The sequence below is a fragment of the Pseudomonadota bacterium genome, from assembly GCA_038533575.1.
Classification (GTDB): Bacteria; Pseudomonadota; Alphaproteobacteria; order Rhodobacterales; family Rhodobacteraceae; genus Shimia_B.
The window spans coordinates 121211-135312 of sequence record JBCAYL010000003.1 but is presented as its reverse complement, the minus strand read 5'-3'; the positions used below and the strand labels follow the sequence as shown (position 1 = coordinate 135312).

Sequence of the window (14102 nt, the reverse complement as noted above, 5' to 3'; positions counted from 1 at the left end):
ACAGACACAGACGGGGCCCATCGCGGGCCCCGTTTTCTTTTTTCGGGTCAGAGATCGAAGGTCGCGAAAACCGGCGCGTGATCGGAGGGCTGCTCCCACCCGCGCACGTCGCGCAGGATGCGGGAGCCAGAGGCCGCCCCCGCGATGTCGGGGGTGGCCCAGACATGATCGAGCCTGCGGCCCTTGTCGCTCTCGGACCAGTTGGGCGAACGGTAGGACCACCAGCTGTAGAGCTGCCCCTCGGGGATGTCAGCGCGCGTGACATCGACCCAGCCGCCCGCCTCCCGCGCGGCCTCCATGTGCTCCACCTCGATGGGCGTGTGCGAGACCACCTTCAGGAGCTGCTTGTGGCTCCAGACATCGTCCTCCCGCGGCGCGATGTTGAGATCGCCCACGAGGATCGACTTCGCGGGCGTCTCGGCCTCCCACATCTCGCGCATCTCGGTGAGGTAGCGCAGCTTCTGGTCGAACTTCTCGTTCTTCTTGCGGTCAGGCACGTCGCCGCCCGCGGGCACGTAGTGATTGTGAATCACGACCCCGTTTTCCAGACGGGCGGCCACGTGCCGCGCATGGCCCAGCGACGCGAGATCGAGCGATCCGGCATCTTCAAGGGGCTGCTTCGAAAGGATCGCCACGCCGTTATAGCCCTTTTGCCCGCGCGCCACGCAATGCGCATAGCCCGCCGCCTCGAACGCCTCGAGGGGGATCTTCTCCACCGGGCTCTTGCACTCCTGAAGGCAGAGCACGTCGGGCGCCTCCTCGGTCATGAGCTTGACCACGAGATCGGCGCGCAGCCGCACGGAGTTGATGTTCCAGGTGGCCAGGGTGAAGGGCATGGGCAGGGTTCCGTGATGGTGGATGTGTCGGCTTGGCTCTAGCGGCTTTCGCCGCCGGGAGCACCCGGAGATGTACGCCGCGCGCCGCCGGAAGAAAGCCTAGGGCGCGCTCACCTCGTGAACCTCGATCACGTTACCGTCGGGATCGTAGAAGAAGATCTGCGCCCAGCCCGCCACGGCCGTATGGCCCCAATCCGCATAGGGGATGCCTTGCGCCTCGAGATGTGCCTTGAAGGCGGCGAGATCGTCCGTGCGGTAGGCGATATGCCCGCGCGAGAGCGGGTTGAGATGCGAGCCCGTTTTGAAGGCCGCGTGCACGTCCTTCCGCGCCAAATGCGTCTGCACCGCCCCGTCGGTGACGAAGGCCACGTCGCCGTCATAGCCCTTCGTCTTGTCGAGCGTGGGCAGGCCTTCGGTCTCCCGGGCAAGGCCCAGCACCTCCCGGTAGAAGGCGTCCATCTCTTCGACCTTGTCGGTGGAGAGGTTGATGTGGTGCAGCGTCAGCTTCATGGGCGGAGGCTAGGCCGCGCGCCGCGTCATTTCAATCTTGGGACAGGCGCCAGGCGGCCTGCATGAGATCGCGCGGCGCGCCCCGGCGCAGGGCGACCCGCGCAAAGAGCACCTCGGCGCGGCTCTCTAGATCGGCCTCGCCCGCGCGGGCGGCGAGGGTGGCGACATGCGGCAGGCGGCGCAAAGCGTCCCGCCCGCGCCAGGTTTCCATCGTCTCGCCCGCCCAGGGGAGTACCTTGGATTGCAAGGCCGTGCGCATGGGCTCTGGAGCCCGGATCGCGAGACGAAGCTCGACATCGCGAAGGGCCTCGGTGCCCAGTTCGCGGGCGGCTTGGTCAGTTACCCGGTCTCGCGCTTTCTCCGGCAAAGGCTCCGCCAGAACCCGCTCCCAGGCGTTGGCGTCACGCGTGTCTTTCAGGCGTAGAAGAGCGGTATCCACATCGCCCAGCTTCACCAGGAGGGTTGCGAGTGGCACGGCAGAGTCGACGCTTAGCCTGCGGTTCCCGAAGCTCTCGAGAGCGCGGGCCAAGGCGGCGCGAATTTCGGGTGCGGGTGCGCCTGTTTTGTGGAGCGCAGCAGCCGCCGCGAGATGCATGTCGCTTGGCAGAAATGTCTCGCGCGCTTGAGCTGCGATATCGAAGTCCCGCGCGAAGCGAAGCGCGAGGTCTGCTTCACCCACGTCGAGCGCGGCCTCCACCACCCGAGTGAGATGGTCGCGATCAGGCCAGGGCCCATCGTCGCGCGCCATCCTGAATGCCCGGCTCAGGTAGCTCACACGCACTTCGGGCGTCGGAGCAGCGCGCGACGCATTGAGGAGCGCAAAGACGCTCGTCTTGCCCGCGCGATCGATCACCTCGAGGGCGCGCGCGACCCCGATGGCCTGCATCGCTTCTGCCGATATTCGCATGACCGAGATCTGCGTGCCCTCGCCGCCTTCTGCGTACACGGCCTCTAGAAGCGCAAAAGCACGGTCGGCCTGCCCGAGCTCGGCAAAGATTTCCGCGGCCTCGAGCCGCGTCTGAGCGGAAACCGGCCCGGCCCCTTCGGACATGCGCACGGCCAAAGCCGCGCGCGCGGCGCGGCGGTCCATCTCTGGGAGCTGGGGAGGCGCGGGTCGGAGCCCCGCATAGGCAGGGCCGAAGGTCAAAAGGCCGGACAGGTGCACCAGCGCGAGCGCATCGGGTGGCGGACTGCCGGTGACCTGCGCCTCGAGCGGCGTGCCGTCTTGAAGCACGCGCCAGGTCTCCACCGCCCAGAGCAGTGAAAAACGCGAACGCCTAGAGGCGTCGGACTGCCAGCTGTAGTCTTCTGCCACGACAGCGCGCGCGGCCTCGGCCCTACCTAGAAGTACCAATTGCGCGGCGATTTGATTGATGCCTTGGAGTCGTGTCGCCGCGGGCAAGGCCGCGAGCGCCTCGTCGATCAAGCAGTCAACATTCGGCTCCGCACAGGGCCGCTCCTTGGCGCAGAGCGCGAACGCGACCGCCAGAATGGCACAGAACCCGATGAACCCAATACGCATCGTTCTGCTCATATCACGCTGCAGCCAAAAAAAACCCGGACCAAAAGGCCCGGGCAAGTCAAACAGGGAGGTTGCCGGCCATAACCCGGGCCGACGCGGGATTCATCTGAGCGCTCAGCTTCGCGCCCAGTCGTTAAAATATGATGAAAAATTCGGGCAGCGGCGCGCCGGAAGCGGGGTGCGGGCGCGGCTTTATCAGGGCTTCACCGCGATGGCGGTGGCGAAGGGCTGAAATCCGTAGAACCGCCCGCGCGCCGTGCGATCGTGCATCTCGGCGACGAGCGCCTCCGCAAGCCCCGCCCCGATATCGCCCCGCGCGACCATGAGTTTCGTGGTCTCCACGACCCAGGGCAGGAGCTTCTCGCCCTCGGTCACTGTGCGGGCCGTTACAGTGAAGTGGCGGATTTCAAAGCCCGCCGCGATCAGCAGCGCGCGCAGCTTTGCCACGAGGTCCGGATCGGTGACGAATTCCCGCACGAAGGCCCGCGCACAGGCATCGAGCGGGTCATCGGGGAAGCTGCCCAACGCGGCCTTTGAGAAATCGCAGTCGCACACCACAAGCGTGCCGCCGGGCTTGAGCACCCGGCGCGCCTCCGCGATCAATGCTTCGGGCGCGGTGACATGGGTGAGCACGGTATGGAGGACGGCGTGGTCGGCGACCCCGGCATCGAGCGGAAGCGCCGCGCCGTCCGCCTGCTCGAAGTGCAGGTTGCCCACGCCCTCGGCCCGCGTCTTCGCCTCGGCCACGAAGCCCGCCGAGGGCTCATAGCCCATCACGCGCGCCGGGGCTGCCCGGGTCGCGATCCGGCGCGAGATCGCACCCGCCCCCGCGCCGATCTCCACGGTGAGCGTGTCCTCTCCAAAATCGAGCTGGTCGAGATAATCTGCCACGATCCGCTCCATCGTGGGATCGGATTGGCGCATCTCCATGCTCTCGGCGAAAGCCGCGATGAAATCCGCCCCCGCCGCGTCCACGTCCTGAAACGGGTCTGCCATCTGTCGTCCCCCCGCGGCGAGACTACCACGGGACGCGCAGGCTCAGGCAAGAAATCGGGCCAAAAAAAACCCGGGCCAGTTTTTCAACCGGGGCCCGGGCAAGTCCAACAGGGAGGGTGCGGATCATAACCCCGATTCGCGAAGGGATACTTAATCTACGGCGCATGCCCGGACTTGGATCATCGCAATCCGCGATCACCCCGGGATCACGCGACGAGACGATAGCCACCGCTTTCCGTCACGAGGAGCCGTGCATTGGAGGGATCGGGCTCGATCTTCTGGCGCAGGCGGTAGATGTGGGTCTCGAGCGTGTGTGTCGTCACCCCGGCATTGTAGCCCCAGACCTCGTGGAGGAGCACGTCGCGGGCCACCACGCCCTCGGTGGAGCGGTAAAGGAACTTCAGGATGTTCGTCTCCTTCTCCGTCAGACGCACCTTCTTGTCGTCCTCGGTGACGAGAAGCTTCATCGACGGGCGGAACGTGTAGGGCCCAAGCTGGAAGACGGCGTCTTCGCTCTGCTCGTGCTGGCGGAGCTGGGCGCGGATGCGGGCGAGGAGCACCGGGAACTTGAAGGGCTTCGTGACGTAGTCGTTGGCACCCGCGTCGAGGCCGAGGATCGTGTCAGCGTCAGTGTCGTGGCCCGTGAGCATGACGATGGGGCTCTTCACGTTCTGCTTGCGCATAAGTCGGCAGAGCTCGCGGCCATCGGTGTCGGGCAGGCCCACGTCGAGGATGATCAGGTCGTAAAGGCCTTCCTTGATCTTCTCCATCGCCTCGGCGCCGGAGCCGCCTTCGAAGACGTCGAACTCGTCGGTCATGAGCAGCTGCTCACCGAGAGCTTCGCGCAGATCTTCATCGTCGTCGATGAGGAGGATGCGTTTGAGCTGTGCCATAAGTCTGGTCTCCATCGTGCTGTTGCATGTCAGTTGGGCGCGGGGCGAGGCCGGGCAATATTTGCAACATTTCTCTCACGGAGCCGTGTCGCACCGGCCCGCATTGTTTCAATTGCGGGCCGTCTGGCCCTCTTCGAGCGTCCAGCCTATGAGAAGACATGACCTTCGCGCCCACCCCAGACGAGCTCATTGCCCGCGCCCGCGCCGACCTGCGCATGGGGCTTCCCGTGGTGATCGAGGGGCATCTTGTCTTCGCCGTGGAAACGATCTCGCCCGCGCGCTTCGCGGCTGCCATGGCGCTGCCGAAGCCCGCCGTCCTTGCGATCACGGAGTGGCGCGCACGGACGCTCAAGGCCCGCGCCTATGACGGAGACGTGGCGCGAATCGCCGTGCCCGCCGGGGCGGGCCTGCCCTGGGCCTGCGCCGTGGCGGATCCCAAGGACGATCTCTCCATGGCCATGAAGGGCCCATTCCACACTTTGCGCGAAGGCGACTCGGCCGTGGCACGGGCCGGCATCGCGCTGGCCAAGGCCGCGCACCTCCTGCCCGCCGTGCTCATCGCCCGCGCGCAGGGGATCGAGGCGCTCACCGCCGTGCCGCTCCAGACCATCGAGACCTCGCCGCTGAATGACGTCGTCAGCGCGGGCCTGCCCATGGCGCTCGCGGGCCGCGGGCGGCTCCATGTCTTTCGCCCCGATGACGGCGGGGAGGAGCACTATGCCGTGGAGATCGGGCAGCCCGACCGCGCCAAGCCCGTGCTCGCGCGGCTGCACTCGGCCTGTTTCACCGGCGATGTGCTGGGCTCGCTCAAATGCGATTGCGGGCCCCAGCTCCACGCCGCGCTCGCGGCCATGGGCGAGGCAGGCGCGGGCGTCCTCCTTTATCTCAACCAGGAAGGGCGCGGCATCGGGCTCGCCAACAAGATGCGCGCCTACGCGCTCCAGGATCAGGGCTTTGACACCGTCGAGGCCAATCACCGGCTTGGCTTCGAGGATGACGAGCGCAATTTCACCACCGGCGCGGACATCCTGCGCAAGCTGGGCTTCAAGGCCGTGCGGCTGATGACGAACAACCCCGCAAAGGTGGCGCGGATGGAGGAACAGGGCCTGGAGGTCGCCGAACGCGTGCCTCTGAAAGTCGGGCAGAACCCGCTCAACCTGGGCTACCTGGCAACGAAGGCGGAGAAGTCGGGGCATTTTCTGTGAGCCCCGTCCGTCACGCTCCGGGCCTGACCCGGAGCCTCCGCGTCAGAAGGCGCATCAGATCCATGGGCGCATGACGGCTGGCAGCAGAACGGGCACAAGCAGAGGTCCCGGATCAAGCCCGGGACGGGGGGCGATTGGATGAAACCCACTGACCTCGTGCTGACTCCGCAGGGCCTCCGCGCCTTTGGCCGGACGCTCCCCTGCACCATCGGGCGCGGCGGGCTCACGCGCCGAAAGCGCGAAGGCGATGGGTCGACGCCGCGGGGCACGCACCGCCTCGTGGGGATGCTCTACCGCCCCGACCGCCTCGCGCGGCCCGCCGACTGGGCACTGCCCATCCGCCCAGGGGACCTGTGGTCCGACGATCCGGACGACGCCGATTACAACATGATGGTGCGCGCGCCCTACAGGGCTTCCCACGAGGTCCTGCGCCGCGCGGACCCGCTCTACGACCTCGTGATCCTGACGGACTGGAACTGGCCCTATCCCGTGAAGGGGCGCGGCTCCGCGATCTTCATCCATGCGTGGCGGGGGCCGGGGCGCGCCACGCAAGGGTGCATCGCGCTCAAGCGCGCGCACCTCCTCTGGCTCGCGCCGCGCATCCGCCACGCCACGCGGCTCATCGTGCCCTAGCCCGCATCGCGCGCGCCGAAGATCGCCGATCCCACGCGCACATGCGTCGCGCCGAGCCGCACTGCCGTTTCGAAATCCGCGCTCATCCCCATGGATAAGCCTTTGAGCCCGTTGCGCGCCGCGATCTTTGCCAGCAGCGCGAAGTGGAGCGCGGGCTCCTCCTCCACCGGCGGGATGCACATGAGCCCGATGACGGGTAGATCGAGCGCGCGGCATTCAGCGACGAAGGCATCCGTCTCGGCGGGTGAGACCCCCGCCTTCTGGGGCTCATCGCCGGTATTCACCTGGATGAAGAGGTCCGGGCACGCGCCCTCCTCCTGCGCGATCCGGGCGATGGCGCGGGCCAGCTTCGGGCGGTCGAGCGTGTGAATGACGTCAAAGAGCGCCATGGCGGCCCGCGCCTTGTTGCTTTGCAGCGGTCCGAGCAGGTGCAGCGAGATACCCGGGTGAGTCTCTTTCCACGCGGGCCATTTGCCCTGCGCCTCCTGCACGCGATTCTCCCCGAAGATTCGGTGACCTTCATGCAACACTGCCTCCACCCGGTCGGACGGCTGCACTTTGGAAACTGCGATGAGTTCGACGCTGCCCGCGGGCCTCCCGGCAACGGCTTCCGCGGTGCTGATACGCGCCTCGATGTCAGCCAATCCCATGTTTTATAGCCCTTATTTGCATAGCTTCCCAGCAGGGTACCGGTTTAGTCCGCCCCGCATGGCTTGTCATGCGGGAAAGACGGCGGGCGGGTGTGTGGCAGCTTTGCATCAATTTTGAGGCACCGCCCAAAAGCCGATCTGGGGTCGCTTGACCCTCGGGGCATTGCGGAGCCAATACCCTCGCATCCTAAATCGGTTCCCGACGGCAAACGGACGGGGACTCAACCACGAGGGAATAACATGAAACGCATCCTTCTCGCTTCGACGGCCATCGTGGCCTTCGCAGGCGCAGCAGCAGCAGACGGCCACGCCACGGACGGCGTGTCCTTCTCTGGCGACGCAGAGTTCGGCTACAACGACGAGTTTGACAACGGCTTCTTCTGGTCCGTTGGCGCATCGCTTGCCTACTCCGCAACGCTCAACAACGGCCTGACGGCATCCGTCTCCGGCGACGTTGAGTTCAACAACGATGACAACTCCACGCTCGACGGCAACGACATCCAGATCGACGATCTCGTGATCTCGCTGTCCTCCGACATGGCATCGCTTGCATTCGGCGACACCCCGCCGGCAGCAGACGCTCTCTTCTCCTCCCCGGTCACGAACCTCGACGCGGACGGCTTCGCTGACGAAGGCGACGCGGAGGCAGTGGGCGAAGATGGCATCATCATCGGTCGCGTGACCGTGGGCCCCGCCGAGCTTGGCGTGTCCTACTACGTCTTCTCCTCGGATGAAGGCCCGAACGACGACTTCCAGAACCTGCAGCTCGGCGGTACGGCCACGCTCGGCACCGTCGACGTGACCTTCGGCTACCAGGAAGGCGGCACCACGGGTGACGGCGTCACCGGCCCCGGCACGGTTGACCTTCCGCAGATCTTCGCCATCGGCGCGTCCACGACGCTCGCCGGCGTCGAGCTGGGCTTCGCATATGCCGACAACGAGACCGTTCAGTCCATCGGTGTGCAGGGTGCATACACGATCGGCGACGTGACCGCGACGGTGTTCTACGTGTCCCAGGACGAACTTGACGACAACTACGGCATCGCGCTTGACTACGCGTCTGGCCCGATCACGGTTGGCTTCCTCTTCCACGACGGCAACGACGAAGACCTGCAGCTCAACGTCACCTACGACGTGGGCAACGGCCTCGAGCTCTTCGGCGGCTACCGCGACGAGCGTGAGAACGGCGCAGGCCTCGCAGGCTCCGAAGTCTTCTACGTTGGCGGCGACTACGACCTCGGCGGCGACGCAACGCTCCGCATCTCCTACGCGGACGTGACGACGGGCCCCGGCGACGACCTGACCCTCGACGAGCTCGGTGCAGCCGAGGACGTCAAGGAAGGCGTGACGGTCGCAGTGTCCTTCTCCTTCTAATCGAAGGCGAAACGATCAAGTCAGAGCGGTCCTTCGGGGCCGCTCTTTCTTTTTGCGCCCATGCCAAGACGGCCTAAGCCCTTGGCAGCCTGCGAGAACGCTAGTATTCGACAGAAGATCGAGGGGCGGGGACGACATGACCGTATTGCGTATTTTCGGGCTTGTGAGCCTGATCGTGCTGACCGGGTGCAGCGGCGGGCTCTTCGGGGGCCGCAATGACGCCCCGCCGACGGAACAGGCCGCGCGCGTGCGCGGCGGCGATACCGTGGCCGTCAATCGCTACATCTGGAATGCCTCGCTCGATGTCCTCAGCTTCCTGCCGATCCAGACGGTGGATCCCTTCACCGGCGTCATCGTCACGGGCTTCGGCACGCCCCCGGGCGGCGGACGCGCCTACCGCGCCACTGTGCTGGTGAGCGATCCCGCGCTCGATGCCCGCTCGCTCAAGCTGTCGCTCCTGACGCGCTCCGGGCCCGCGAGCCCCTCCACCGTGCGTGCCGTCGAGGATGCCATCCTCACCCGCGCCCGGCAGCTCCGCACCGGCAACATCAACGCCCGCCGCTAGGCTGCGCTGCGCCCGGCAAGACGCCCGCGCATCGCCCAGCCGCCGCGCGCCGCCGGGGCGCCGCTGCTACCCTCTGGCCTCCCCCGCCCGAAGCGCCTAAACCTCCGCAAAGCGCCGCGGCGTCCCGCGGCTATGCGCGCGCCGCGCCTGTCACGTCAGCACCGAGGAACGGACCCTCCATGCCCGCCTACGCCCCCGCAGAGATCGAAGCACGCTGGCAGAAAGCCTGGGAAGAGGCCGGTCTCTTCACCGCCAAAGAGGACCCGGAGAAGCCGAAATACTACGTCTTGGAGATGTTCCCCTATCCGTCAGGGCGGCTCCACATGGGCCACGTACGCAACTACACGATGGGCGACGTCATCGCGCGGTATAAGCTCGCCACAGGCCACGCCGTGCTGCACCCGATGGGCTTCGACGCCTTCGGCATGCCCGCCGAGAATGCCGCTATGGCGAGCGGCGGGCACCCCAAGGATTGGACCTACGCCAATATCGACACGATGGTCGATCAGATGAAGCCGCTGGGCCTCTCGCTCGACTGGTCACGCATGTTCGCCACCTGCGACCCGGAGTATTACGGCCAGCAACAGGCGCTCTTCCTCGACATGCTGGAGGCCGGCCTGATCGACCGGAAGCCCGCCGTCGTGAACTGGGACCCGGTGGACATGACCGTGCTCGCCAACGAACAGGTGATCGACGGCAAGGGTTGGCGCTCGGGTGCCGAGGTGGAAAAGCGCGAGCTCACGCAGTGGTTCTTCAAGATCTCGGACATGGCCGATGAGCTCCTCGACGCTCTGGACGGTCTCGATGACTGGCCCGCCAAGGTGCGTCTCATGCAGGAGAACTGGATCGGACGCTCCCGTGGCCTCCAATTCGCCTTCGATGTCGTGGGCGAGGAGGAAAAGCAGATCGAGGTCTATACCACGCGGCCCGATACGCTTCTGGGCGCGTCCTTCGTGGGCATCGCCGCCGATCATCCCATCGCGAAAGAGCTCGAGGCGGTGAACCCCGCCGTCGCCGCCTTCTGCGCGCAGTGCCGAAAGGGCGGGACCACCGCCGAGGCCATCGAGAAAGCCGAGAAGATGGGCCTAGATACCGGGCTGCGCGTGCGCCACCCCGCCGATCCCGATTGGGAGCTGCCCGTCTATATCGCGAACTTCATCCTCATGGATTACGGCACGGGCGCTATCTTCGGCTGCCCGGCGCACGACGCGCGCGACCTCGACTTCGCGCGAAAGTACGAGCTGCCGGTGATCTCCACCTACGTGCCGGTCGACGGCGAGCTCACGCTGCCCGAGGATGGCGGCGAGGCCTATGTCCCCGGCAAGGAGGAAGAGGTCACCTACGTGAAGCTCCTCGCCGGAGAAGAGCGGCAGACGGGCCTCGCGGGCATCGACGCTGCCATCGCCTGGGCCGAGGAAAAGGGCGCGGGCACGGGCCAGACGAAATTCCGCCTGCGGGACTGGGGCCTTTCGCGGCAGCGCTACTGGGGCTGCCCGATCCCCGTCGTCCACTGCGCCGATTGCGGCGTCGTGCCCGAGAAGAAGGAGAACCTGCCCGTCGAGCTGCCCTATGACCAGGGCAACGAGCCGATCGATTTCTCCATCCCCGGCAATCCGCTCGACCGCCATCCCACCTGGCGCGATGTGCCCTGCCCAGCCTGCGGGAAGATGGCCAAGCGCGAGACCGACACGATGGACACGTTCGTGGATTCAAGCTGGTACTTCACCCGTTTCACCGCGCCCCGCGCGGAGACGCCCACCGAGATGGAGGCCGCCAGCTACTGGATGAATGTCGACCAGTATATCGGCGGCATCGAGCACGCGATCCTGCACCTACTCTATTCCCGCTTCTTCGCCCGCGCGATGATCAGGACGGGGCACTTGCCTGAGAAGAGCGCCGAGCCCTTTGACGCGATGTTCACGCAAGGCATGGTGACCCATGCGATCTACAAATCCGAGAAAGGCGGCCGCCCCGTCTATCACTACCCGGAGGACGTGACCCTCGAAGGCGGCAAGGCCTATGTGGGCGACGCGGAGGTTGAGATCGTCCCCTCAGCCAAGATGTCGAAATCGAAGAATAATGTCGTCGATCCCAATGCCATCGTGAGCCAATTCGGCGCCGATACCGCGCGCTGGTTCGTCCTGTCCGACAGCCCGCCCGAGCGCGACGTGGAATGGACGGCATCGGGCGCCGAAGCGGCCTCCAAGCATCTGGGCCGGATCTGGACGCTCTCGGACAAGATCGCGAAGATGGAGGAAGAGGCCCCGGGTCAGGCCCGGGGCGCGGAGGACGAAACGCTCCTTCGCGAGATGCACAAGACCATCCGGGACGTGACGCTCGGCGTGGAATCCTTCGGCTTCAACGCCGCCATCGCCAAGCTCTATGCCTTCACCGCGACCCTCTCGAAATCGAAGGCCACCCCGGGCGCGCAACGCGAGGCCATCATGACCCTCGCGCAGCTCATGGCGCCCATGACCCCCCATCTCTCCGAGGAGGTCTGGACCCTCCAGGGCGGCGAGGGGCTCTGCGCCGCTGCGCCCTGGCCCGTGGCAGACGAGGCCATGCTGGTGGAAGCCACGGTGACACTGCCCGTCCAGATCAACGGCAAGCGCCGCGACGAGGTGACCGTACCGAAGGACATGCCCAAGGACGAGCTTGAGGCTCTCGTGCTCGCCAATGAGGCCGTGCAGCGTGCCTTGGACGGCAGCAGCCCCAAGAAGCTGATCGTCGTGCCCGGGCGGATCGTGAATGTCGTCGTCTAGGCTGACCCGCCGCAGCGTACTGGGCGGCCTCGCGCTACTGCCCGCCTGCGGCTTCACGCCTGTCTTCGCGCCCGGCGCGGGCGCCACGGCGCTGCGCAGCGCCGTCGTTCTCGGCACGCCCGACAGCGCCAACGCCTTTCTTCTCACGCGCGCCCTCCGCATTCGGCTGGGCGACGTGGAGACCCCGCGCTTTTCCTTGGCGGTGGATGCGAGGCTGACCGAGGCGGGCTCGGTCATCACGCGCACGCAGCAGATCAACCGCTTCACCCTCACCGGCACGGCCACCTATACCCTCGCCACCACCGACGGCGTGGTGGCGGCAGAGGGCGAGGTGCGCGGCTTCACCGCCTATTCCGCCTCGGGCACCACCGTGGCCACCCGCGCCGCCCGCGCCGATGCCGAGGCACGGCTGATGGAAATCCTCGCCGACCGGATCCTGACGGCGCTCGCGGCAGATCTCTCCTCCTCGGGCGCAGGCGGGCCCCCCGCATGAAGCTCGCCCCGCGCGACGCCGCCGCTTATTTCGCGCGCCCCGATCCCGCCAAGACCGGCATCTTGATCTACGGCGCGGATGCCATGCGCGTGGCGCTGAAGCGCCAAGAGCTCATCGCCGCCCTCATCGGGCCCCAGGGCGAGGAGGAGATGCGGCTGACCCGCATGACCGGCGCCGAGCTGCGCAAGGAGCCTGCCCGCCTCCTCGATGCGCTCAAGGCGACGGGCTTCTTCCCCGGCCCCCGCGTGGCGTTCGTGGAAGAGGCCACCGACGGCCTCGCCAGGATCGTGGAGGCCGCGCTGGAGGATTGGCGCGACGGGGACGCGCAGGTGGTCGTGACCGCCGGAAGCCTCACCGCGCGCTCCGCGCTCCGCAAGCTCTTCGAAGGCCACGCCAACGCCTACGCGACCGGTATATACGACGATCCGCCCAGTCGCGGCGAGATCGAGGCGATGATGGCCCGGGCACAGATCGGCGAGGTGGCGCGCGACGGTATGGACGCGCTCACCTCGCTCTCGCGGATCCTCGATCCCGGCGATTTCGCGCAGACGCTGGAGAAGGTCGCGCTCTACACCCGCGGACAGGAGGCCCCGGTGAGCGCCGCGGATGTCGAAGCCTGCGCGCCCGCCAGCACCGACGCCGCGCTCGATGATCTGCTCAACATCGTGGCCGAGGGCCGCACCCCGGAGCTCGGTCCCATGCTGCGCCGCCTCGAAGCGCAGGGCGTGGCACCCGTGGCCCTCGCGATCCAGGCCAGCCGGCATTTCCGCGCGCTCCACAGCGCCGCCTCCGATCCCGGGGGCGCGGCCCAGGGCATCTCGCGGCTCCGTCCGCCCGTGTTCGGCCCGCGGCGCGACAGGATGCTGCGTCAGGCGCAGGCCTGGGGCGCCATGAAGCTCGAAGGCGCGCTCAGCGACCTCACGGAGACGGATCTCAGGCTCCGCTCCGCCGCTCAAACCGCGCCACAGATGGCGCTCATGGAACGCACGCTCATCCGCGTGGCCATGCGAGGGAGACGATGATGACCTACGACCTCCACGGAACCGGCCGCAGCCGCGCCTTCCGCGTCCTCTGGATGCTCGAAGAGCTGGGCCTCGACTACACGCACCACACGACGGGCCCACGCACGCCCGAGATCACCGCGCTCAATCCCCTGGGAAAGGTGCCGGTCCTCGTGAGCGAGGGCCACGCCCTCACCGACAGCACCGCGATCCTCACCTATCTCGCTGACAAGCACGGCGCGCTCAGCTTCCCGCCCGGCAGCCTCGCGCGCGCCCGCCAGGATGCCCATACCCAGTTCCTCCTCGACGAGCTCGACAGCCTGCTCTGGCTCGTGTCACGCCACACGTTCGGCCTCCCCGAGGCGCTCCGCGTGCCCGCCGTGAAGGAGAGCGCGCGAGAGGAGTTCCACATCTCCGCAGAACGCCTCGCCGCCCGCATCGAGGGCCCGTTTCTCATGGGCGAGACGATGACCATCCCCGATATCATCGCCGTGCACTGCCTCGGCTGGGCCCTCGTGGCGAAATTCCCCATGGAGCGTCAGGACCTGAAGGACTACGCCAAGCCGATCCGCGCCCGCGAGGCCTACAAGCGCGCGCAATCCAAGGGTTGAAGCGGCATCTTTGTGCCCCGTACCTCCCCCGGAGGACCGCCGGAGGCGATC

General features: G+C 67.0%; 14 protein-coding genes. 8 read left to right on the top strand and 6 right to left on the bottom strand.

Annotated features, from left to right (window positions below):
- Window positions 1-47: 47 nt before the first annotated feature.
- From xth to AAFM92_14615, 5 genes are all read right to left on the bottom strand, one after another.
- On the bottom strand, window positions 48-836 hold the full coding sequence (xth, locus tag AAFM92_14635; GenBank protein ID MEL7301615.1) for an exodeoxyribonuclease III: 789 nt from the start codon (window positions 834-836) through the stop codon (window positions 48-50).
- Between the two features lie 99 nt (window positions 837-935).
- Window positions 936-1346, bottom strand: coding sequence for a VOC family protein (locus tag AAFM92_14630; GenBank protein ID MEL7301614.1), 411 nt, complete (start codon window positions 1344-1346; stop codon window positions 936-938).
- A 31-nt stretch (window positions 1347-1377) separates the two neighbouring features.
- Window positions 1378-2880 (bottom strand): hypothetical protein, encoded by a 1503-nt coding sequence (locus AAFM92_14625; GenBank protein ID MEL7301613.1) that lies wholly within the window; start codon window positions 2878-2880, stop codon window positions 1378-1380.
- Between the two features lie 183 nt (window positions 2881-3063).
- Window positions 3064-3864: a methyltransferase domain-containing protein gene (locus AAFM92_14620; protein ID MEL7301612.1), complete on the bottom strand. Its 801-nt coding sequence runs from the start codon at window positions 3862-3864 to the stop codon at window positions 3064-3066.
- A gap of 206 nt (window positions 3865-4070) precedes the next feature.
- Window positions 4071-4757 carry a response regulator transcription factor gene (locus AAFM92_14615; GenBank protein ID MEL7301611.1) on the bottom strand — a complete coding sequence of 229 codons (687 nt, stop codon included), beginning with the start codon at window positions 4755-4757 and terminating at the stop codon, window positions 4071-4073.
- A 158-nt stretch (window positions 4758-4915) separates the two neighbouring features.
- On the opposite strand from AAFM92_14615, the gene ribA reads away from it, so the two are divergent.
- A complete protein-coding gene (gene ribA, locus AAFM92_14610; GenBank protein ID MEL7301610.1) occupies window positions 4916-5962 on the top strand; it encodes a GTP cyclohydrolase II in 1047 nt (348 codons plus the stop codon).
- 138 nt (window positions 5963-6100) lie between these two features.
- On the top strand, window positions 6101-6595 hold the full coding sequence (locus tag AAFM92_14605) for a L,D-transpeptidase family protein (protein MEL7301609.1): 495 nt from the start codon (window positions 6101-6103) through the stop codon (window positions 6593-6595).
- On the opposite strand, the gene AAFM92_14600 is transcribed toward AAFM92_14605, so the two are convergent.
- Window positions 6592-7245, bottom strand: a complete 654-nt coding sequence (locus AAFM92_14600) for a YggS family pyridoxal phosphate-dependent enzyme (GenBank protein MEL7301608.1) — start codon at window positions 7243-7245, stop codon at window positions 6592-6594. The two genes, AAFM92_14605 and AAFM92_14600, sit on opposite strands and share 4 nt — an antisense overlap.
- Window positions 7246-7485: 240 nt before the next feature.
- Between AAFM92_14600 and AAFM92_14595 the strand changes: the two genes are divergently transcribed.
- From AAFM92_14595 to AAFM92_14570, 6 genes are all read left to right on the top strand, one after another.
- The gene (locus AAFM92_14595; protein MEL7301607.1) at window positions 7486-8619 is read left to right on the top strand and encodes a porin; all 1134 of its coding nucleotides are present in this window, start codon (window positions 7486-7488) and stop codon (window positions 8617-8619) included.
- A gap of 136 nt (window positions 8620-8755) precedes the next feature.
- A complete protein-coding gene (locus tag AAFM92_14590) occupies window positions 8756-9184 on the top strand; it encodes a DUF3576 domain-containing protein (GenBank protein ID MEL7301606.1) in 429 nt (142 codons plus the stop codon).
- Between the two features lie 179 nt (window positions 9185-9363).
- Window positions 9364-11946, top strand: a complete 2583-nt coding sequence (leuS, locus tag AAFM92_14585; GenBank protein MEL7301605.1) for a leucine--tRNA ligase — start codon at window positions 9364-9366, stop codon at window positions 11944-11946.
- Window positions 11933-12439, top strand: a complete 507-nt coding sequence (gene lptE / locus AAFM92_14580; protein MEL7301604.1) for an LPS assembly lipoprotein LptE — start codon at window positions 11933-11935, stop codon at window positions 12437-12439. Before leuS ends, lptE begins: the two co-directional genes overlap by 14 nt.
- Window positions 12436-13461 carry a DNA polymerase III subunit delta gene (gene holA / locus AAFM92_14575; protein MEL7301603.1) on the top strand — a complete coding sequence of 342 codons (1026 nt, stop codon included), beginning with the start codon at window positions 12436-12438 and terminating at the stop codon, window positions 13459-13461. The genes lptE and holA overlap by 4 nt, the downstream gene beginning before the upstream one ends.
- Window positions 13461-14051 carry a glutathione S-transferase gene (locus AAFM92_14570; protein MEL7301602.1) on the top strand — a complete coding sequence of 197 codons (591 nt, stop codon included), beginning with the start codon at window positions 13461-13463 and terminating at the stop codon, window positions 14049-14051. Before holA ends, AAFM92_14570 begins: the two co-directional genes overlap by 1 nt.
- Window positions 14052-14102: the final 51 nt, after the last annotated feature.